19 protein-coding genes, 2 pseudogenes and 1 riboswitch are annotated in these 18,074 nt (G+C 65.7%); of the genes and pseudogenes, 15 read left to right on the top strand and 6 right to left on the bottom strand.

The window, feature by feature from the left end:
- Positions 1-113: 113 nt before the first annotated feature.
- Both OHQ90_RS26210 and OHQ90_RS26205 read right to left on the bottom strand, forming a co-directional pair.
- Positions 114-893, bottom strand: a complete 780-nt coding sequence (locus OHQ90_RS26210; protein ID WP_328401822.1) for a glycoside hydrolase family 16 protein — start codon at positions 891-893, stop codon at positions 114-116.
- Between the two features lie 513 nt (positions 894-1,406).
- On the bottom strand, positions 1,407-1,700 hold the full coding sequence (locus OHQ90_RS26205; RefSeq protein WP_328401820.1) for a DUF1330 domain-containing protein: 294 nt from the start codon (positions 1,698-1,700) through the stop codon (positions 1,407-1,409).
- Positions 1,701-1,888: 188 nt separating this feature from the next.
- On the opposite strand from OHQ90_RS26205, the gene OHQ90_RS26200 reads away from it, so the two are divergent.
- From OHQ90_RS26200 to OHQ90_RS26175, 5 genes are all read left to right on the top strand, one after another.
- On the top strand, positions 1,889-2,791 hold the full coding sequence (locus OHQ90_RS26200) for a LysR family transcriptional regulator (protein ID WP_328401818.1): 903 nt from the start codon (positions 1,889-1,891) through the stop codon (positions 2,789-2,791).
- A 475-nt stretch (positions 2,792-3,266) separates the two neighbouring features.
- The gene (locus OHQ90_RS26190; RefSeq protein WP_328401816.1) at positions 3,267-3,725 is read left to right on the top strand and encodes a MarR family winged helix-turn-helix transcriptional regulator; all 459 of its coding nucleotides are present in this window, start codon (positions 3,267-3,269) and stop codon (positions 3,723-3,725) included.
- The gene (locus tag OHQ90_RS26185; RefSeq protein WP_328401814.1) at positions 3,710-5,155 is read left to right on the top strand and encodes an MFS transporter; all 1,446 of its coding nucleotides are present in this window, start codon (positions 3,710-3,712) and stop codon (positions 5,153-5,155) included. Before OHQ90_RS26190 ends, OHQ90_RS26185 begins: the two co-directional genes overlap by 16 nt.
- Positions 5,156-5,224: 69 nt before the next feature.
- Complete coding sequence (locus tag OHQ90_RS26180; protein ID WP_328413107.1) at positions 5,225-5,482, top strand: DUF1330 domain-containing protein; 258 nt, start codon at positions 5,225-5,227, stop codon at positions 5,480-5,482.
- 80 nt (positions 5,483-5,562) lie between these two features.
- Positions 5,563-5,946: a hypothetical protein gene (locus tag OHQ90_RS26175; protein ID WP_328401812.1), complete on the top strand. Its 384-nt coding sequence runs from the start codon at positions 5,563-5,565 to the stop codon at positions 5,944-5,946.
- A 508-nt stretch (positions 5,947-6,454) separates the two neighbouring features.
- Here OHQ90_RS26175 and OHQ90_RS26170 read toward each other — a convergent pair.
- Positions 6,455-7,912: a hypothetical protein gene (locus OHQ90_RS26170; RefSeq protein WP_328401810.1), complete on the bottom strand. Its 1,458-nt coding sequence runs from the start codon at positions 7,910-7,912 to the stop codon at positions 6,455-6,457.
- A gap of 106 nt (positions 7,913-8,018) precedes the next feature.
- Positions 8,019-8,083, top strand: a riboswitch (guanidine-III (ykkC-III) riboswitch).
- 380 nt (positions 8,084-8,463) lie between these two features.
- Positions 8,464-8,739, bottom strand: coding sequence for a hypothetical protein (locus tag OHQ90_RS26165; RefSeq protein ID WP_328401808.1), 276 nt, complete (start codon positions 8,737-8,739; stop codon positions 8,464-8,466).
- Positions 8,740-8,790: 51 nt separating this feature from the next.
- Here OHQ90_RS26165 and OHQ90_RS26160 point away from each other — a divergent pair, with 51 nt between their 5' ends.
- From OHQ90_RS26160 to OHQ90_RS26140, 5 genes and pseudogenes are all read left to right on the top strand, one after another.
- Positions 8,791-8,970 carry a hypothetical protein gene (locus OHQ90_RS26160; RefSeq protein WP_328401806.1) on the top strand — a complete coding sequence of 60 codons (180 nt, stop codon included), beginning with the start codon at positions 8,791-8,793 and terminating at the stop codon, positions 8,968-8,970.
- The gene (locus tag OHQ90_RS26155; protein ID WP_328401804.1) at positions 8,967-9,302 is read left to right on the top strand and encodes a hypothetical protein; all 336 of its coding nucleotides are present in this window, start codon (positions 8,967-8,969) and stop codon (positions 9,300-9,302) included. The genes OHQ90_RS26160 and OHQ90_RS26155 overlap by 4 nt, the downstream gene beginning before the upstream one ends.
- A 416-nt stretch (positions 9,303-9,718) precedes the next feature.
- A pseudogene (istA, locus tag OHQ90_RS26150) lies at positions 9,719-11,302 on the top strand (IS21 family transposase).
- Positions 11,299-12,140 (top strand): annotated as a pseudogene (gene istB / locus OHQ90_RS26145) (IS21-like element helper ATPase IstB). Before istA ends, istB begins: the two co-directional pseudogenes overlap by 4 nt.
- Positions 12,141-12,217: 77 nt before the next feature.
- Positions 12,218-12,451, top strand: a complete 234-nt coding sequence (locus OHQ90_RS26140; protein ID WP_328401802.1) for a hypothetical protein — start codon at positions 12,218-12,220, stop codon at positions 12,449-12,451.
- Positions 12,452-12,535: 84 nt separating this feature from the next.
- On the opposite strand, the gene OHQ90_RS26135 is transcribed toward OHQ90_RS26140, so the two are convergent.
- Complete coding sequence (locus OHQ90_RS26135; RefSeq protein WP_328401800.1) at positions 12,536-13,234, bottom strand: methyltransferase domain-containing protein; 699 nt, start codon at positions 13,232-13,234, stop codon at positions 12,536-12,538.
- Between the two features lie 19 nt (positions 13,235-13,253).
- Between OHQ90_RS26135 and OHQ90_RS26130 the strand changes: the two genes are divergently transcribed.
- The 5 genes from OHQ90_RS26130 to OHQ90_RS26110 all read left to right on the top strand — a co-directional run bounded on the left by OHQ90_RS26130 (position 13,254) and on the right by OHQ90_RS26110 (position 16,680).
- Positions 13,254-13,835, top strand: coding sequence for a MerR family transcriptional regulator (locus OHQ90_RS26130; RefSeq protein WP_328401798.1), 582 nt, complete (start codon positions 13,254-13,256; stop codon positions 13,833-13,835).
- A 743-nt stretch (positions 13,836-14,578) separates the two neighbouring features.
- Positions 14,579-15,313 (top strand): cache domain-containing protein, encoded by a 735-nt coding sequence (locus OHQ90_RS26125; protein WP_328401796.1) that lies wholly within the window; start codon positions 14,579-14,581, stop codon positions 15,311-15,313.
- A gap of 271 nt (positions 15,314-15,584) precedes the next feature.
- A complete protein-coding gene (locus OHQ90_RS26120; protein ID WP_328401794.1) occupies positions 15,585-15,857 on the top strand; it encodes a response regulator transcription factor in 273 nt (90 codons plus the stop codon).
- A 120-nt stretch (positions 15,858-15,977) separates the two neighbouring features.
- The gene (locus tag OHQ90_RS26115; protein WP_328401792.1) at positions 15,978-16,199 is read left to right on the top strand and encodes a transposase; all 222 of its coding nucleotides are present in this window, start codon (positions 15,978-15,980) and stop codon (positions 16,197-16,199) included.
- A gap of 151 nt (positions 16,200-16,350) precedes the next feature.
- A complete protein-coding gene (locus tag OHQ90_RS26110) occupies positions 16,351-16,680 on the top strand; it encodes a threonyl-tRNA synthetase editing domain-containing protein (RefSeq protein ID WP_328401790.1) in 330 nt (109 codons plus the stop codon).
- Positions 16,681-17,077: 397 nt separating this feature from the next.
- Here OHQ90_RS26110 and OHQ90_RS26100 read toward each other — a convergent pair whose 3' ends face one another.
- Complete coding sequence (locus tag OHQ90_RS26100; RefSeq protein ID WP_328401788.1) at positions 17,078-17,458, bottom strand: acyl transferase; 381 nt, start codon at positions 17,456-17,458, stop codon at positions 17,078-17,080.
- Positions 17,459-18,074 lie beyond the last annotated feature (616 nt).

The raw sequence follows: 18,074 nt of genomic DNA, 5'->3' as shown, positions 1-18,074 counted from the left end.
CGCGAGACGCGGTCCGGCAAGACGAAGATCGTGGCCTTGCCCGGTACTTCGACGGCGCGCTCGCTTCCGGTCACGAGGGTGTGATGATCAAGTCGTTGAACGCGGGTGGTGGGTCAGGGGCGGTAGACGTGGATGTAGTCGACCTGCGTCGACTCCTGGGTGACCGTGGGTGGGATGCCAGCGTAGACGAAGAGGTCGAAAATCAGGGCGTCACCCGTGCCGGAGTACGGGCCTTGTTCGCAGATCTGGCGGCCGTCGAGGTACCAGGTGGTTTTGTTCGGGCCTAGGCGTTCGGCGATCGTGTGCCAGTCGGTGGTGAGGTCGGTCGGGGATTCGTACGGGCAACTGCCACCGCCCGACTGGTGATTGGTCAGGTACAGCTTGCGGTGGTTGTCGCTGTAGAACTCGTAGGTGTCCTGTTCGTTCGAACCGTTCCCGTTCCACGTCCAGGTCGACGGCCAGAACCCCTTCGCCGCCGGGAGCTTGAGCCGGGTCTCGACGTAGTCACCAGGCTTCACCGCGAACGAGTGGGCCGGGTCGTGCCCGCACGCCTGCCCGGTGGTGATCAGCCCGCTCGACCACTCGTACCCCGGTTGCGGGTTGTCCTTGCGCGCAGTGACCGTCAGTACGCCGTTGCCGACCGACAGCGCGTCCCAGGTGTGCCACTCGAGCTGCTGATTGCCTTTGTTCGCGAGGCACTGGTCGGGCTCCGCGTTCGAGTGGATGGCCCATTTCGACTGGTCGATCACAGTACCGTCGAACTCGTCCGCGAACACCAGTGCTCCGGGGCCGTCCGCCGCCGGCTGGTCGGCCGACGCAGCCGGGCCGAGGGTGGCGACTGCGATCGCCGCGCTGGCCAAGCCCGCGCCGATGGTCCGTAACGTACGTATCAAGGATCACCTCTCGTTAGAAATCAACGGTCAAACGTTCGCTTGATGCTCGCGGATTGTCAACTGGCCGAGGAGATCAGGACGAGGTCAGGGACTGGGTGTCGATCACCTCGAGAAGTCTGATGGCCTGATCGGAAGGGGAGCCGATAGTCGTGCTACCCAGTTGCGGTGGTCCAGGATTCGTGCCGGGTAGCCCCGACGGGGCACACGGCAGATGGATGCAGGATGCGCCCCTGGTCATCGAAGCCTTGTGTTCGCTGGACCGATCTGTCGTGTGAGAAGCGGTTCGCGGTTCGCTTCGGGCGAGGGTGAGTTTTGTCGACGAGGTCAGCGAGACAGTCCAGCTGGCCCGGACGTCGCGTCGCTTCTTCGATCCGCCCGACAGGGATCAGGCCGTCGAGGACGTCGACGACGAACTGGGACGCGGGGCATGGCTGCGAACTCGTCTCGTGAGTCGTCGTTCAGCACCGCGTGCGTATCAGGTGACGGATGCTCAGCGATGGCTGGGCCCGCCGGTCAGTCGATGCCTTCGATGATGCGGAAGTCGCGCTCGACGCCGTCGGGGAGGGCCACCAGCGCCTTCTGGTATGCCTCGCTCTCGTATGCCGCGACGGCCTGTTCAAAGCTGTCGAACTCGATCAGAACGACGCGTTGCGTGATTCCGGCCTCGTGGGCGACGACTCGACCGCCACGGGACAGGACGCGCCCGCCCCCAGCCAGGACAGCCGGACGGGCCAGCTTGTTGTAGGCAGTCAGCCTCTCAGGGTCGGAAATGGCGGGGTAGACACTGACCCAGTAGCCCTTAGTCATGAAAACCTCCTGTGTTCGGCCGGACACGTCCGACTTCGAATTGACACTCAGATCGATCGATCCCGGCGACGGGTACTGCGGTCAGTGGAATCGTCATATGCGCAGGTTAGGGCTTGATGTGCGGTCGAGGGAAAGACCGATACGGGATAGACTCAAAACGGATCGTTATCAATCGAGGGGGAGGGCATGTGGCGCCGGATACGGTGAGCCTGCGGTACTTTCTGGTGCTGGCGCAGGAGTTGAACTTCACCCGCGCGGCCGCACGGATCGGTATCGCGCAGCCCGCACTCAGTGCCCGGATGCGCCGATTGGAGGCGGAACTCGGTACGGCCCTGCTGGTTCGTAACACGCGTAGCGTCGTATTGACCACGGCCGGTGCGGCTTTGGCGGAGTCCGCGCCGCCAGCGCTGGCGGCGCTGGACCGGGCATGGGACATCGCCCGGAGCGCGGGGGCCGGTGAACTGGGCACGCTGCGCATCGGATACAGCCTCAGCGCGGGGGCCGAGACGGCACCGGCCCTGGTGGACAGGCTCATTCGCAGCAGCCCGGGACTCGAGGTCGGCGCGGTCCCGATGGCGACACCGGAGATCTCCCTCGCGGTCGCCGACGGCCGCATCGATGCGGGGATCACCCGCGGTGAACAGCCGGGTCGTGCCGTGCGCCGGTTCCTGCTGCGGCGTCAGCGGATCGGGGTCCAGCTGGCGCAGCATCATCCGCTGGCCGAACACCCGGAGATCGAGATCGCCGATGCGGCCGCGTATCCGCTGCGACTCCCCGACCGTGCGGCCAACCCCGTGATCCACGATCAGCTGTCCGCCCTGTTCCGCGACACCCGGCCAACCCCCCGATTCCACACGCCCGCAGTCTCTTTCGACATGTCTCAGCGCGACCTGCGCGACGGGCTCACCCTCGCCCCGGCCGGTGAAGCCGCGGTCACGACACAAACGGCCGGTCTCACCTGGCGACCGCTGCAGGGCGCACCCACCTTGACGATCCACCTGGTCCTCCCGCGCGTGCAGTCACCACTACACCGCCGCATCCGTGCCGTCGCCAAAACCCTGGCACACGAGCTGCACTGGCTGCCGGACTGACGCGCAAGAGGTCACGCGAGACGGACGCCTGCGGTGGCGAGGCCGAAGACCTTACGCCCGGCGGACTTCGCGGTGATGACGACGACGGCGGTCTTGCTGAATGTCCGACACGAACTCGCTACACCGGCGGATCAGCATCCGATGATGGCCCCGGGTCCGGTCCGAGTCATACACCGCGGCGACGTCCTCGCCCAGCCCGAGATCTCGGCGGATACCGCGCCTTCGCCGACGCCGAACCGGACAAGCACGGGTAACCGGCGGGAATGCTCGCCGTCAACGGCGTCCATGACGTCGGTCAATGCTTAACGCCAACCACTGTTCCATTGCTCCCCCGAGGCCGTGGTCGACGGGCGCGGCAGGTTCCGGCTGCGCACCGAGCGCGATGGCCGGCCGCCGCCGCGGGTGCGGATCGAGGCTGCCCGCACCAGTCGACTATTTCCATAGATTATGAATATAAAAATGCTATGCTTTGAGCATGAGTCGTCAAAACACCGCTCCTGGCGCGTCCGCCGCCATCGGGGCAGCCCTCTACGGCCTGGCCACCACGGCCGCGAGACGCCTGCCCCGGGACATGAGCCTGACGTCCGCCGCCACCCTGGCCACCCTGGACCGGACCGGCCCGCGGCGCATCACCGATCTGGCCGCGGTCGAGGGCGTCACCCAACCCGCGATGACCGCCCTGGTCCGGGTGATGGAGGAGTCCGGCCTGGTCGAGCGGCGGGGCGACGCGTCCGACAAGCGGGTCACGCTGGTGTGCCTGACCGAGGCCGGCGCCTCCTATGTCCGGACGCGGCGCCAGGCGGGCGTCCACGCGTTCGAGCGGTTGATCGGCGAGCTCACCGGCGACGAGGTCGAGGCGCTGGTGGCGGCCCTTTCGGCGCTGAAGCATCTGGCAGAGCTCGAAAGCCAGGACCGCGAATGGCCGAAGCGGTGACCGGGCAGCCGGTCGGCGGTGTCGCGGTGAAGGCGTTCCCGGTGGCGCGTTCCGAGGCGCGCCTGCTGGTCCCCGCCCTGATGTTCATCGCTCTGGTCGTGGCGGCGATCGGCAGCCTCGGGGCGCCGCTCATCACCAGCGTGGCGACCTCGTTCCACGTCTCGCTCGGCAGCGCGCAGTGGACGCTGACCGTCGCGCTGCTCAGCGGCGCCGTCGCCACGCCGGTCCTGGGCCGGCTCGGAGCCGGCCCGCATCGGCGGGCCACGATCCTCGCCACGCTGGCGGTCGTCGTCGCCGGCAGCGCGCTCACCGTGCTGCCGCTGCCGTTCGCGTGGCTGCTGGCAGGCAGGGCGGCCCAGGGCGTCGGGCTCGGGCTGACGGCGCTGATGATGGGCGTGGCCCGGGACCACCTCCCCGAGGAGCGCAGCGCGGCCGTGATCGCCCTGATCTCGGTGGTCTCGATCATCGGGGTCGGCGTCGGCTACCCGCTGGCCGCACTGCTCGCCGAGCTCGGCGGGGTACGGGCCGCCTACGGCCTCGGCCTGGTCGTCACCGCCGCCGCCCTCCTGACCGCGTGGCGCTCCATGCCCGAAGCCCCCGAAGGCCGCTCCGCCCACGTGGACGTGGCAGGCGCGGTCGTCCTGGCCGCTGCGCTGCTCCTGGTGCTGTTCCTCGCCGGCGAACGGAATCTGTGGAGTCGGCACCTCGCTGTGGCGGCGGGTCTCGCCGTCGTCGCGGTGGTGCTGCTCTGCGTCTGGGCCGTCGTCGAGCTGCGCAGCACGACGCCCCTGGTCGATGTGCGGACGGTGCGGCACCCGGCGGTCGCCGGGGCGAACCTCGCCATGTTCGTCGGCGGAATCGGCATGTACCTCCTGCTCACGCTCATCACCCGGTACGCGCAGACGCCGCACGGCGCCGGCTACGGCTTCGGGCTGACGACCTTCGTCGCCGGGCTGGTCCTCATCCCGTTCTCGGTGCTGGGGTTCGTCGCCGGCAAGCTCACGCCGCGGGTCCGGACGCGGATCGCCGACCCCCTGCTCCTGGCCGGCAGCGCCGTCGTGGTCGGCGGCGGGTTCGCCCTGTTCGCGGCGGCCCGGTCGGATCTGGCCGAACTGTTCGCGGCGATGGGCGTGCTCGGCTTCGGCGTCGGCGGCTTCTCGGCCGCGATGCCCTGCGTCATCCTGGCCGTCATCCCCAAGAGCGAGACGTCGAGCGCTATGAGCTTCAACTACGTCGTCCGCAGCATCGGGTACTCCCTGGGCAGCGCCATCGGCGGCCTGATCCTCGCCGCGGGCACCGGCCCCGGCCACCTCTTCCCCGACGACAGCGCCTACACCACCGCGGCGCTGGTCGGCATCGGCGCCATGGCGATCACGACGCTGACAAGCCTCGCTCTCGCCCGCCGACGCTCGTCCGAGACCAACCCGTAAGTCAGATGCACTCATCCCAACACTGGAGGTTCCATGCCCAAGGGCTACTGGGTCAGCGCCTAGCGCACCATTTCAGACCCTGAGAAGCTGGCTGCTTACAACAAGCTGGCCGCTCCGGCCGTCAAGGCCGGGGGCGGTCGGATCCTCGCCCTTGACAGTCGGGTCGTGGCGCATGACGCCGGAATCGCCGAGCGCACCATCCTGATCGAGTTCGACAGCTTCGAGCAGGCCGTCGCGGCGCACGAGAGTGCGGCCTACCAGGAGGCGCTGGTCGCCCTCTCCGACGGCGTCGAGCGCGACTTCCGCATCGTCGAAGGCATCGACTGACCGAGGTCCAGTCGGATCTTCACTGAAGGACTCTGTCGGGAATCTCGAGGACGGGCAGTTAACGTCCTGGAAACCGTGTATTGGGATGCCGGCACCGCCCGGGGCCTGCCCAGGCTGATCCGCGGCCGCGCCCACGGGCCGGTGTTCGTGACCCACCGCCGTCCCGAGCCGGGAAAATATCTCGCCGACCGCGACGCTGCCCCGACACCGGGCTCGCGCGGCTGTCCTACGACCTGCTCGACGCCGCCACCGCCGCCAGGGGGTCTGGCACCGGCTGGGAACTCCACGAACTCCGGCACTCCGGGCTGACGCACCTCGGCGAATCCGGCGCGAGCCTGCTCGAACTGATGGCCAAGTCGCGGCGCCGCAAGGCCGAGAACCTGCGCCGCTACTTCAAACCGTCTCCCCAGGCGATGCGCGAACTGACCAGCCTCATCGGCCCCGGCACTTCCCGCACCCACTGACCAGCAGCTACGCCATATCCGCCCGAAATTCGGCCGATACTACGGCGACCCCGATATAGCTCGGCTCGCGCACCACTGCTTGGTCTCGACTCGCCCTTGCCCTTTGTGACCCGCTGGGATGGCGAACCCGATCAACCCAGTCCAAGAGCCGTCGGTCCTGCTAACTGCACTTCAGTCGTTGATCTACGGGTCTAACGTTTATGGGGGTGCATCGAGTGGAGGAGCCGAGGCGCGCGCTTCGTGACGGGCGTATCGAGCTGCCGGCGATCGGGAGTGTGCAGCAGGTCGAGCCGCCGCGGGTGGTGCCGTACATCGTGGTGTTCCACGGTTCCGAAGTTGACCCTGTGTCGTCGTTTCTGTCGGTATGCGGCATGGGCGCGCACTACCGGCGCCGGAAGCCGCTCAGGATGTCGATCTTCCGCCTGCCCGCACAGGCTGGTTCGAGACGCACGGGTTGCAGCAATAGTGAATGTTCCTGCGCCGCATCCGGTCTCGCCGACTACCGCGCTCACTGTGCGGGTCCGAATCGGTTGATACCGGCACGAACTGACGGCGGAACCCGGAGCGGAATCCGCGTGGTTCTGGTGATCTTGCGCGTACTGTCCTCGGGTCGCGAGAGAATCACCACCGCACCGGCGCTGGTGATTACGCCCCTCGCGGCGGCGAGCACGAGATTGCGCAGCCCGGGAATCGTCCTTATCGCGACACCTCGAGTTCCGGATTCAGGGCGATCTCCTCCAGCCGCGAACGGCAGAGGCTCATCGGCGGCATCGGTGGAGCTGACCTGGATCTGCACCCCGGACCGGCGAGTGATGGTGACGGTGCGGGACGGCGAGCTTCCCAGCTCGCTGGACTCGACCACCGCCCCGTCCGGCAGCCGCCGCGTCGCACCGTCGTACGACGAATTATCTGGCTCCTGCGGGACGGGTTGCCCGGTGCTGATCACGACGCTCAACCGCGATTGTCGGCCTGGCGTCGTCACTCGAACCGCCTGGCACACGCCGCCGCCCATATACCCTGGCAGCAGCGCCCCTAGCGGCCGGTCGAGGGTCACACCGTCGAGCGGAATCTGCGCCAGCACCTCGTCCCATCGACGAGCTTGGGCCTGATCGATCACCGCGCCGGATTTCGAGAAGCGAAGGCAGGTCTCGGGCGGGTCCTGCGTTCCGGGCGGAACCGGCGCGCCGATGCGTAGTCCGGGTTCGGTCACGAACGCGACGAGTTCATCGATGGCCAGGGGGAGGGCGCGGGTACGGCCGCTGCCGTCAGCGGCTTGATCAGTGGCGTTCGCGTGAACGACGGATCCGTCGGGCAGGTAACCGGTGGCGTTGCGCGAGAGGGTGCGGACCCCATTGATCTCGTACCAGGTGTCCTCGGTATCGACGATCGTGCCGTCGGGGAGGTGGCGACGCTCGTCGAGATCGCCGGCGACGCACGATGGAATCGGTGTGGTGGATTGGCGAACGGTCACCGCCAGCGCGCCCGCTCGGTCACCACGCAGCAGCGTGGCGCGTGCCTCGGTCGAATCGCCGAATCTCTTGTTCTGCGTGGGATCGCCGATGATCGGCTGGAACACCAGCGAGCGCGCTACCGGGGCGAAGGCGATCTCGACATCACCGGGCAGCGCATCCTGCAGCGCCTGCGTCATCGCGACAGCCTTGGAACCGGAGAACCATGGATAGGACGGATTGTCGTATTCATATTTGTCGGAGTACATCACGCCGAACAATTGCGCTTGCCGCGGAGGTTCCACGACATCACAGCCTGGGATCTGCACCGGAAACGTGACCGGCGGGGTGACATAGGAGTTTTTGGCCCGAGCCGTGGGCTCCGACGGCTCCGGCTCGTGCACCAGCCAGGCGATAAGGTAGCCGGCCGCGACGACCGCGGCGCAGGTGAGACCCACCGTCCATCTGTTCACAGCCGGGGAGGGCTGGGCCGCGTCCTTGTCATCACCGTTTTCCATGTCCTGCATTGTGTCTGCCGGTACCGACATGCTGCACACTTGGCCGGATACGGAGAGAAAATCACCACCCTCGAAGCTGCCGCGGCACTGAATTTGCCATGATGGAGGTCGGTCCCTCGATGGAACTCCGGACGAGCGAGCTGTACCCGGCGCGCGACAAGATGGCCCTGGAATCGGTTTCGGCGCTGAAGGTCGCGTTCCTTGTCGGGATTGTGGGCTGAGTGATCGGACTCGAAGTCTGCATTAGTGCTCGGCCGACGGGAGACCCGCGTCGACCGCCTCGGATCGCGGCTCGAGAGTGCGTTGCTGCCGGAGGTCAGCCGGTTGCGCGAACCGGTAAACGCGTGATTCACGCGGCTGGAATCCGAGCCGCTCATACAGCCGGGTAGCCCCCGACCTCGACGCTCGCGAAGTCAGGTCCAAGGTCCTGGCACCGGCAGCACCGGCTCGGGACTTGCCCCGGTTCAGGTAATACCGAAGCCTGGATTCGGCGCCCGCGCAAAATACCCTCGCCCGAATCGACGCACTCAACTCGGAATGAGAGTGCGTTGCTAACCGTGCCGAGCTGGCGCTGCGCGGAGCGCTGCGGCCGATTCGGTGGAGCTGATTGCCAAGTGCAGAGAAATGCAGCGGGCCCAGGCGTAGAGCAGACCGGGCACGGCGGTCGTGAGGTCGAGCCCGCCGGCCTTCACGCGCATCGACACTGCGTCTTTGCGGAACGCGCCCTGCGGCGAGATCGCGACGTTCAGGTCGACGCGGACCGGTATTGGCGGGTCGACGACGTGGCGGAGCGACGCTGTGAAATCATCACTCCAATACTCGAACATAAGTTCGATGATTCCGCATACCGCGCGGTTTGTTAGAGATAGGCTGTGGGCATGGTGAAGGTTGGCGATCAGGTGTTGCTGGTGGCCGGTGGCGTATCGGTGTTCCGGGTCGTCGAGATCGAGGGCGACGACGCGATCGTCGAGTCCGCCCAGGACGCACCAGGCCGCTACCGATGGAGCACACGTGTGTCCGAGCTCGTCGCGGCGGATGCGGACACCGGAGGTGAGTGACGGCGCGGTTTCGTCTGGAAGCTCACACCCCGATACCGGGTCACGGCACGTTGAACACCCGGCTCGAACTGCCCGATCTCGATGATCTGATCGAGCACGCCCGGCTCTGGGTGCTGCAGGACCAACTCCACACCCAGCAGATACGGATCTACGACCGCTCCGCGGAACTGCTGGCGGTCGACGGCACCGGCGGCCCCCACGAAGATCAGGCCCTCGCAGATGATTACAGCACGACCACAGGCCCCGACGTCACAATTGCTCGCGGTTACAACATGATCCTTCGCGTCTGCCCAACGTCACCCGATCACCCCCACGTCCAACTGATGCAGTAGGCCCGTATCAATGGCCAACCAGTCAGCCTGCGATGGCCACTGACACGGATGTGGTGTCGCGGGCCGGCGTCGCCGCCGCCACCATCTGGCGGCTGCGCTGGCGCCAAGCCCCGCTAAAGCGCTCGACGACTGGTACGTGTGCCCCGACACCGGCCTGGCGCGGCTGTCCTACGGCTAATTGGTTGTACAGGTCATCTGTGACAGCACTTACCGGGGAATCTCGGCGGCACCCTCGACCTGAAGATGTTGGTACAGACGAATTTTGACGTCACCGTGGCCTGGACGGTGGTAGGTTGCGGCGCAACGTTCTGTGCGTTTCGTCGACGCCGGAACCTGCTTCGTAGGAGCCGTCGTTGCCGCCTCGTCAGTCCAAGGTGGAGCTGTATGCCGCTATCCGCCGGGATTCGCGGGCAGGGATGTCGGGTCGGGGGCTGGAGCGCAAGTACAACGTCTCGTATCGCACGGTCCGCGCGGCATTGAATTCGGCGTGGCCGACCGACCGACCGACCGCAAGAAAGTATCCGCCGCGCGCATCGAAGCTCGATGAGTTCAAACCGGTCATCGCTGAGTGGCTACGGGCCGATCTGGATGCGCCACGCAAGCAACGGCATACGGTGCGGCGGATCTTCGCGCGGTTGATCGACGAGCATTACATGATCGACGTCTCCTACGAGACGGTGCGTGAGTATGTGGCAAAACGGGCCCCGGAGATCCGCGCCGCGGCCGGTCGTGGCCCGGTCGATGTGTTCATTCCTCAGACACACCGGCCCGGCGACGAGGCCGAGGTCGACTTCGGCGAACTCGTGGTCGAGCTTCGTGGTGAGCCGGTCAGAATGTTCCTGTTCTCGTTCCGGCTCTCGTTCTCCGGCAAGTCGATTCGCCGAATCTCCACCTCGGGCGGGCAGGAGGCGTTCTTCGAGGGACATGTCCATGCGTTCCGCATGCTGGGCGGAGTGCCGTTCGGCAAGGTGCGGTACGACAACCTGAATGCGGCCGTCGCGCGGGTCATCGGATTCTCCCGTCTGCGAGTGGAGACCGACCGGTGGACGGCCTTCCGATCCCACTATGACCTGGATGTTTTCTACTGCCAGCCCGGACAACAGGGCGCCCACGAAAAGGGCGGTGTGGAGGGACAGATCGGGTGGTTCCGTCGCAACCACCTCGTGCCCGTGCCTTGCGTGAACTCGGTAGATGAGCTGAACGCGATGGTCGACGGGTGCGGACTGCGCCGATGACGCCCGCCGGATCGGTGCCCGGGCCAGGACTGTCGGTGAGCACTTCGAGGTCGAGAGACCGTTGCTGAAACCGCTGCCGGAGGAGGAATTCGAGACCGGGCTGTGGTTCACCCCGCGTGTCGACCGGTATTCGTTGATCACGGTGCGCACCAACCGCTACAGCGTTCCGGTCCGGCTGATCGGCCGCCAGCTGCGGGTGCTGTTGCATGCATCGATGCTGGTCGTCTACGACAACCGGGTCGAGGTCGCCCGGCACGAGCGGATCGCGGGCAAGGCGCAGACCCGCATGGACCTCGATCACTATCTGGAAGGGCTGATGCGCAAGCCGGAGCACTTGCCGGGGCGACAGCGTTGGAGCAGGCTCGCCTGGCCGGCAAGTTCACCGCCGCTCACGACGCATGGTGGGCTGCCGCGCGCAAGGCACACGGTGATCGTGACGGCACCCGCGCGCTCATCGAAGTGCTGCTGTTGCATCGGCACATGCCCCACGACCAGGTGGTCGCGGGCGTCGAGGTCGCGCTGTCGGTCGGTGCGTTGACCGCTGATGCTGTCGCACTGGAGGCCCGCAAGATCGCCGATACGACCCCGCCGCCAGCGCCCCCTGTGGACCTGGACACCCCCGATGCCCAGGCCAATGGCGTGTCGTCGCTGACTACACGCCGACTGACGCAACTCCCACCCGATCTGAGGCCGTTGCCGTCGGTGGCCATCTACGACCAGTTGTTGCGCCATCCCCATCCACCGAAAGAAGGGACCAGTTCATGACAACCTCTAGCGCGCCGCGGCGCCGCCGAATGACCGAGCAGGCCGCGGACGCCTCGATCGATCAGGCATGTCGCATGTTGCGGTTGCCACGATTCGTCAGCAGTTCGGCGAGATCGCCGACACCGCCGAACGTGAGCAGATGTCGTATCGGGCGTTCATCGCCGAGCTGCTGCTGCCCGAGTGCGACGATCGCGCTCGCCGCCGCTCCGAGCGGCGCATCCGCGCAGCCGGGTTCCCGCGCGATAAGTCGTTGCGCGCGTTCGATTTCGACGCCAACCTCAGCATCGATGCTGCACTCATCCACACTCTCGCCACCTGCCGGTGGGTCGAGAAAGGTTTGCCGTTGTGTCTGATCGGTGATTCGGGCACCGGCAAGAGCTATCTGCTGATCTTGTTGGGCACCGAGGCCGCGATGAAGGGCTTCCGCGTGAAATACACCCTGGCCACCAAGCTCGTCAACGAACTGATCGAGGCCGCCGATGACAAAGTTCTGAGTACGACCATCGCCCGCTACGGCCGAGTTGATCTGCTCTGCCTTGACGAACTCGGGTATATGGCGCTGGACAGGCGTGGCGCTGAGCTGCTGTTCCAGGTTCTGACCGAGAGGGAGGAAAAGAGCAGTGTCGCTATCGCATCCAACGAGTCGTTCGGCGGCTGGACGAAAACTTTCACCGATCCTCGTCTGTGCTCGGCCATTGTCGATCGCTTGACCTTCGGCGGGCACATCATCGAGACCGGCACCCAAAGCTACCGCCTGACCCGCACCGCGCAAGCCGCCGGACACACCGCACGGCCGAAGGACCCGACGCAGCAGCAGGCGCTGCAACTCCAACCCTGACCACCTACCGCAATACCCAGGTGACGCCGGTATTTGTCTGGACTTACCTGGTCACACCATGATTCGGGGTTATCCGGATGTCCGACAGCAGCAGCATCCGAATCGGTGATTCCACCGAACTCGCCGAACTGCTCCAGTTCATCAATGACTGGCTCGCCGCGGACCAGGACGCTCGCATCTGCCTGGACCGCTTTGCCGGTCGCGCCTACTCCACGCAATGCCTGCGCGAAGACCTCTACCGCTTCACGGCCGTCATGCTCACCAACATCACTGAAACCGACCAGGAATCCGTCACCGGGCCCGAGCGCTGACAAGCACGGCGTAGCCCGCCAGCAACCCCGACACGTCCACTTCAGCCGCCCGCTACCCCCACCAGAGCCACCCCAAGCTGGTATTCAATCGGCGCGAGTGCCGGAGGCGAGAAAGACCGGAAAGGCGAGGAACAGCCGATCGTTGCGTGCCCTGGCGGCTTGCTCATCGAGCCAGGCGCCTTCTCCTGCGATGTTGGCGAGCAGCGGCAGGCACGCGCCGTCTGTCCACACGATCGTATGGACCTCGACGGCTACGTTGACGAACCCGTTGTCCAGCAGGAGGTTCCGGTATCGGCGGGCGACCCGCGGGTTTGGCATACCGTCTGCGCGAGCGTGGACGAGCGTGCGGGTGAGGTCGGGATCGTCGGAGTCGATAACAAACGTGTCCCAGTCCTGGCCGACGAGCACCGCGCGGCCGTTTCTGGCCAGGACCCGGCGGGCCTCGACGACGGCTCGCTCGGGCTCGGCGAGGGCGTGCAGGACCTTGTCGGCGCGGTAGCCAGTGACCGAGCCGTCATCGAGAGGCAACTCGGTGGCGTCACCGACGTGGAACTCGCTCATGGGCCAGCGCTCGATGGCAATCTCGATCATGGCGGGGTCCAGGTCGATGCCGACGGCTCTCACACCACGGGCAGTTAACTCGCCGACGGCGCGCCCGCCCCCGCAGCCGACGTCGACAACGGTGTCGCCAAGCGCTTCGTACGTGTGTTCCCGCAGGTTACGAGCCTGGGGTAGGTCATCAAAGGCGTTGAGGAGGGTAAGCAATGTGGACATGACCGTCATTGTGCGACTTAATGTCGCCATGAAGTCAATCGGCGAGGTGGCGGCTCAGTTCGGGTTGCCGACACACGTGCTGCGACATTGGGAGGCGGAAGGACTGCTGAAACCGGCCCGCGCGGGCGACCGTCGCCGCTACACCAACACGGATCTGTACCGGGTGGCGGCGATCCTGATCTCGAAGGAGGCGGGCCTCGGACTCGCTGACATCCGGACGATGTTGGCCGCCCGGTCCGCACCGGCCCGCCATGAAGTGATGGCCGGCCACCGCGAGAGGTTGCTGGCACGGATCGCCCGGGCGCAGGCCGCACTCGACATGCTCGAGGGCGGCTTGGAATGCCCACACGACGACATCATGACGTGCCCGCATTTCCAAGGATTGCTGGCCGACCGACTACAGCCCTCTGCCATGACGTGTTCGGACGGCCGAAACACCGATCGGGCAGTCGAGTTCGCCGAAGGGAATCATGAAGACGCCCCAGACGAACTGGACATAGTCGTCCGACTCGACCCAGACCGCGTCGAGTCGGACGTCGACCAAGAGGATGCCGGTCAGCGACTCGCTGTAGGCCGCGCACGACGAACACAAGCAGGTAAGCGACGCTGACGCAAGAACTCTCGGTGACGACTCGACGGTGTGATAACCCCAGTCATACCGAGAGTCCCTCTCCCGACTTGCACCACCCAGAGCGGGCCGCCCGGCCAGCGCCCCCAACCCGCCCCCTGACAGACGAAGTGCTGTCATTTTTCGTCTGCACAAATCGCCAAGCGGGACACCGAACGCCGCCCAAATTCACCTGTAACTGCCGCCGGAATTCACCCGTCTAGCCACGGGTCGGTGTTGAGGAATCGGTTGAATGTGTTGACATCGCTCCGGGGTTGAGTGACCCCATATGAACAAGCCGAATGAAGATCGACGGATTGCTGAGGATACTGCCAGGTCAACAAGTGTGCTCCCCGCGCATGCGGGGATGATCCGTCGGCCTCGAGATGTTCGTGGCCGAACTCGGCGTGCTCCCCGCGCATGCGGGGATGATCCGGCCGAACTCGACGGCTTCGCGACAACCAAACCGTGCTCCCCACGCATGCGGGGACGATCCGGGCACCGGAGACGCCATCCCCACGCCGGTAGATGGCGGTGAACGACTCGATCGGTTCGTCGAGCCGTCGAGCAGATGACCCGCCGGATCTCGATGTCATAGTCCAGGGACGAGATGAACTGCTCCCACGCGTTAAGCCGCTAGACGCGATCGAACGAGAAGATGATGCCCAGGCGAGAGAACTGGCAGAATGACATACAGAATCACGCATCCGCCGCCTCCTCGCCCTACGTTTGGAGCTCCGTGATCGATGAAGGAGACCGATAACTTTCCGGCCCCGGTGACCGTCGAGTCGCTCGCTTCTGCCGTCGCAAGACTGGCCGACGAGATCTACCTGTCGCTAGCAACCATCGGGACCGCGCTGACGACCCTGTGGGATGGTCTGCTGGGGTCCGCTCCTCGGTCGACTGATCTAGCACCGCTGCGCGAGACCATTGTCGGAGAGCTCGAGCGGCATGGGAATCTGTTCGACGGCGCAGGCGTTGTGCTGGCCGACGGCCTTCTCGTGGATCAGCCCCGGCATCTGGAATGGTGGCTTCTGGACGTGCAACGCGGACCGCGACGCCTGATGCTCGAATTGAATCCGCAGAGTGAATACTTCTACGACTACACCGGAATGGACTGGTTCGTGATCCCGCGCGACCAGGGTAAGCGGTGGGTGGACGGGCCGCACCGCGATTACGCGTGCACTAATCGGTGCGTGTGTACGTTCGCGATACCGGTCACGACCACATCGGGAGCCTTCCTCGGAATCGCCGGTGCCGATGTGTCGGCTGCCTCGATCGAGGAGGTCCTGCTTCCGCGTTTCCAGGTATTCGGTCAGCGGCTGGTGCTGGTCAACAGTGAAGGCTGCGTCATTATGGGGACCGATTCCGAATTCACGACCGGGTCCAAGACGAGCCGGACGGACCGATCTGCTGCGGCAGTGCCGATCGAGGCGATGCCCTGGTTGTTGCAGCCGCTGGGATCCATGCCGTCCCACTGACGCGCAGCACACTACCTACCGATGTCGCGGCGATCTCGCCGCGCCTGGGGCTGGTGGTAGCCGGAGCCCGAGCCATGGTCGCCGGACCCGAGGACTGGCGCGACCGATTCGACCTCGCGCTGGCGACACCCGGCGCCGAGCGATGGCCCTTCCACCACGCTCGAATCCAACTCGCCTACGGTGAGCGCCTTCGCCGCGCGAAAGTCACTGTCGGAGCCCGCCGGCACCCGACCGCGGCACTGGACACCTTCGACCGGCTAGGGGCTCGACCGTGGGCGGACCGCGCGCGCAACGAACTCCGTGCGACCGGGCGCGCCACCGCGCCGGCCAGCTCCATCGAAACCTCACCCCGCAGCAGCGACAGATCGCGTTGCTCGCCGCGTCCGGGCTGACCAACAAACAGATCGGCGACCGACTGTTCCTCTCGCCGCGCACTGTCGGTACCCACCTCTATCAGGTGTTCCCCAAGCTCGGCGTCACTTCACGTGCGGCGCTGCGTGATGCCTTGAGTTCACCGGATATCGCTCGAAGCGGCTTGAGGTGAGAGGCACCGCTTTGCGGTGCCTCTCACCTGGGTGTTTATGGAACACGTTGTCCGCGTTGGTGTGTCGGTCACCAGATGTAGAAAAGGACTCCGGTAGACGGTTCAGCGACGAAGAAGAACGTGAATTACCGGAGACCTCGCGACCAGCGCAACGTGTCGGGACGCGCGGACCTGACCGATGCCCAATGGGCACGCCTGGAACCGCTGCTGCCCCGACCGACGAAAACCGGCCGTCCACCGAGATGGACTAAACGACGGCTCATCAACGGGATCCGGTGGCGGACCCGGGTCGACTCACCGTGGCGCGACGTGCCATCACGTGCGTACCTGTGGAGTACGTAACCGTCGCCGCGGCTGACGACGAGCTTCACCACACGTGCGGGTTGCGCGGTTCGCCGACGTGGATCGAGGTCGTCGAGACTGTCCTCGTCATCTGTGGACTGTTTCGCCCACGCCACATGCAATCGACCTAAGCTCTCAAGAGATTGATGCGGTGCAGGACTACGACAACTGCTTATTCCTTTTGGTGGGCGTGGAGTCGGGTGATTCAGCCGCACGACTCAGGCCGGCGGCAAAGGCGATCCGCAGGACAATTCGGCAAACGGGCGTCAAAAGCGTTGTTATCAATGGCTTCGCGGGCTTGTCCGCCGACCCGGCCGATCCGGAGGTATCCGCCGCGCTACTGCAGAGTTTGCGGGTGAGAGTCCACACCTTGGATCCGGACGTCGAGGTCCATGTGATGCCGTTCGGATGGCGGAAGGACTGGACGATGGATGCCGTCGCCGGGCCATGGTCGCAAAGGTGCCTGCATCTGCATTTGTAACGTCTCCGGTGACCATTGCTCGGCGATTGTGTCGCGTTTCAATGACCGTTGATGGTCGAAGTCGAGCTCCTTCAACGATTCCCGGGACGGGAACCTATACGGCGACAACCTATTCCACTCTACGAGCAAGAATGCACAGCCGCGCCTGCGATCGCTGGTCGCGGCGTTCGACCCCACCAGCCGTGCACCACTGTCCTGCGCAGCCTGCCATGCGCCAGGGGGCCCGGGACTGACCACCTTCCCTTCGCCACCGAGTTGGCCGGCCGGATCCGAGCCGGACTGTCCAGCCCGGTCCGCGCCGCCAAAACGATCACACTGGTCACCGCCGCGATGCCCCAGGATTCGCCGAGGCCAGCTGAGAGCGCGGGTTCGATTCCGGCGGCTCTCACTTCGATCCTCAACCCTCGCGGCTCCACATCCCACTCTGCACGACCCAGATTCCCTGGGCGCCTTGGGTCGCGGGCTGGCTGAGGTTCAAGGCGACCTTGCCGCCATCGCTGTTGGTGACGAAGACGATCGTGGGGGCGCCGCCGCTAGTTTGGACGCTGGTCCAGCTGAATCGGCTCTGCACGAAAGTCTTTGCGACTTGAATGCGGTCCAGCCGCCAGGGCTGGTGGCCGCTGTCGACGGCCTTCTGCAAGTCGGTGATCTGTTGTGCACCAAGGCCCTCGCCGCCGAACGGCGTCCCCGATGGCGGGAACGAGCTCGAGTTGGGTTGCGTCGATGCCGATGCCGATGTAGTGGGTTGCGGGGCAGGGGATTCCGGCGAGGTCGGCATCGCCGAGGGTGTGTTCGGGTCGCCGCTTCCTGACAGGGAAGATCCATCGCCACCACCCGACTGGGAGGGACCGGCGCCATTGCCCGACAGAGAAGGGGTACCGGAAGCCGGCGAGGAGGGTGCGGTGACCACGGTCGAAGCCGTCGTTGACGACTGGCCCGTCGGAGACGACGCAGTCGTACAGCCACTGATTGCTGCCGCGGAGGTGAGAATGCCGAGAACTGCCGCCGTGACTCGCCGATTGAGCAGGGCACGAGCGGACAGACCGCGACCAGGGATTGTGTTGTGCATAGAACTCCTCGATTAGAAACGGGATTCCCGACTGCGGCTCGAAAGGGACCGCTGCCCTTGTGGCGGCCCTCGCGGGGGTGCTCTACCTGCGTCAGCCGCGTAGCGGTCCCGTGATAGGCCTGGGCCTGTGCGTGCGGCTATCTGCTCGGGGTCGCCGCCCGGCGCGGGCAGTTTCAACGCCTGCCGCAGCGCGTACTGCAGCTGTATCGGCTTCCACGCCGAGTTATGGACGAAGTTGTGCACGGCCTGCGCAGCCTTCAACGTACTCACCACTGCACCTCCGCCGAAAGCATCCGCAAGCAAGCATGGTCCACCGACCGCGGGC

The sequence above is a fragment of the Nocardia sp. NBC_00403 genome (genome assembly GCF_036046055.1).
Lineage (GTDB): Bacteria > Actinomycetota > Actinomycetes > Mycobacteriales > Mycobacteriaceae > Nocardia.
The sequence above is the reverse complement of the archived record's forward strand: the minus strand, read 5'-3'. Positions and strand labels throughout refer to the sequence as shown.

Coding starts and splice junctions, on each gene's coding strand:
- OHQ90_RS26160 (WP_328401806.1), top strand. CDS start 8,791: ATGGTGAAGGTTGGCGATCAGGTGTTGCTGGTGGCCGGTGGCGTATCG.
- OHQ90_RS26140 (WP_328401802.1), top strand. CDS start 12,218: ATGTCCGACAGCAGCAGCATCCGAATCGGTGATTCCACCGAACTCGCC.
- OHQ90_RS26165 (WP_328401808.1), bottom strand. CDS start 8,739: ATGTTCGAGTATTGGAGTGATGATTTCACAGCGTCGCTCCGCCACGTC.
- OHQ90_RS26130 (WP_328401798.1), top strand. CDS start 13,254: ATGAAGTCAATCGGCGAGGTGGCGGCTCAGTTCGGGTTGCCGACACAC.
- OHQ90_RS26190 (WP_328401816.1), top strand. CDS start 3,267: ATGAGTCGTCAAAACACCGCTCCTGGCGCGTCCGCCGCCATCGGGGCA.
- OHQ90_RS26170 (WP_328401810.1), bottom strand. CDS start 7,912: ATGGAAAACGGTGATGACAAGGACGCGGCCCAGCCCTCCCCGGCTGTG.
- OHQ90_RS26205 (WP_328401820.1), bottom strand. CDS start 1,700: ATGACTAAGGGCTACTGGGTCAGTGTCTACCCCGCCATTTCCGACCCT.
- OHQ90_RS26185 (WP_328401814.1), top strand. CDS start 3,710: ATGGCCGAAGCGGTGACCGGGCAGCCGGTCGGCGGTGTCGCGGTGAAG.
- OHQ90_RS26135 (WP_328401800.1), bottom strand. CDS start 13,234: ATGACGGTCATGTCCACATTGCTTACCCTCCTCAACGCCTTTGATGAC.
- OHQ90_RS26100 (WP_328401788.1), bottom strand. CDS start 17,458: ATGCCGACCTCGCCGGAATCCCCTGCCCCGCAACCCACTACATCGGCA.
- OHQ90_RS26125 (WP_328401796.1), top strand. CDS start 14,579: ATGAAGGAGACCGATAACTTTCCGGCCCCGGTGACCGTCGAGTCGCTC.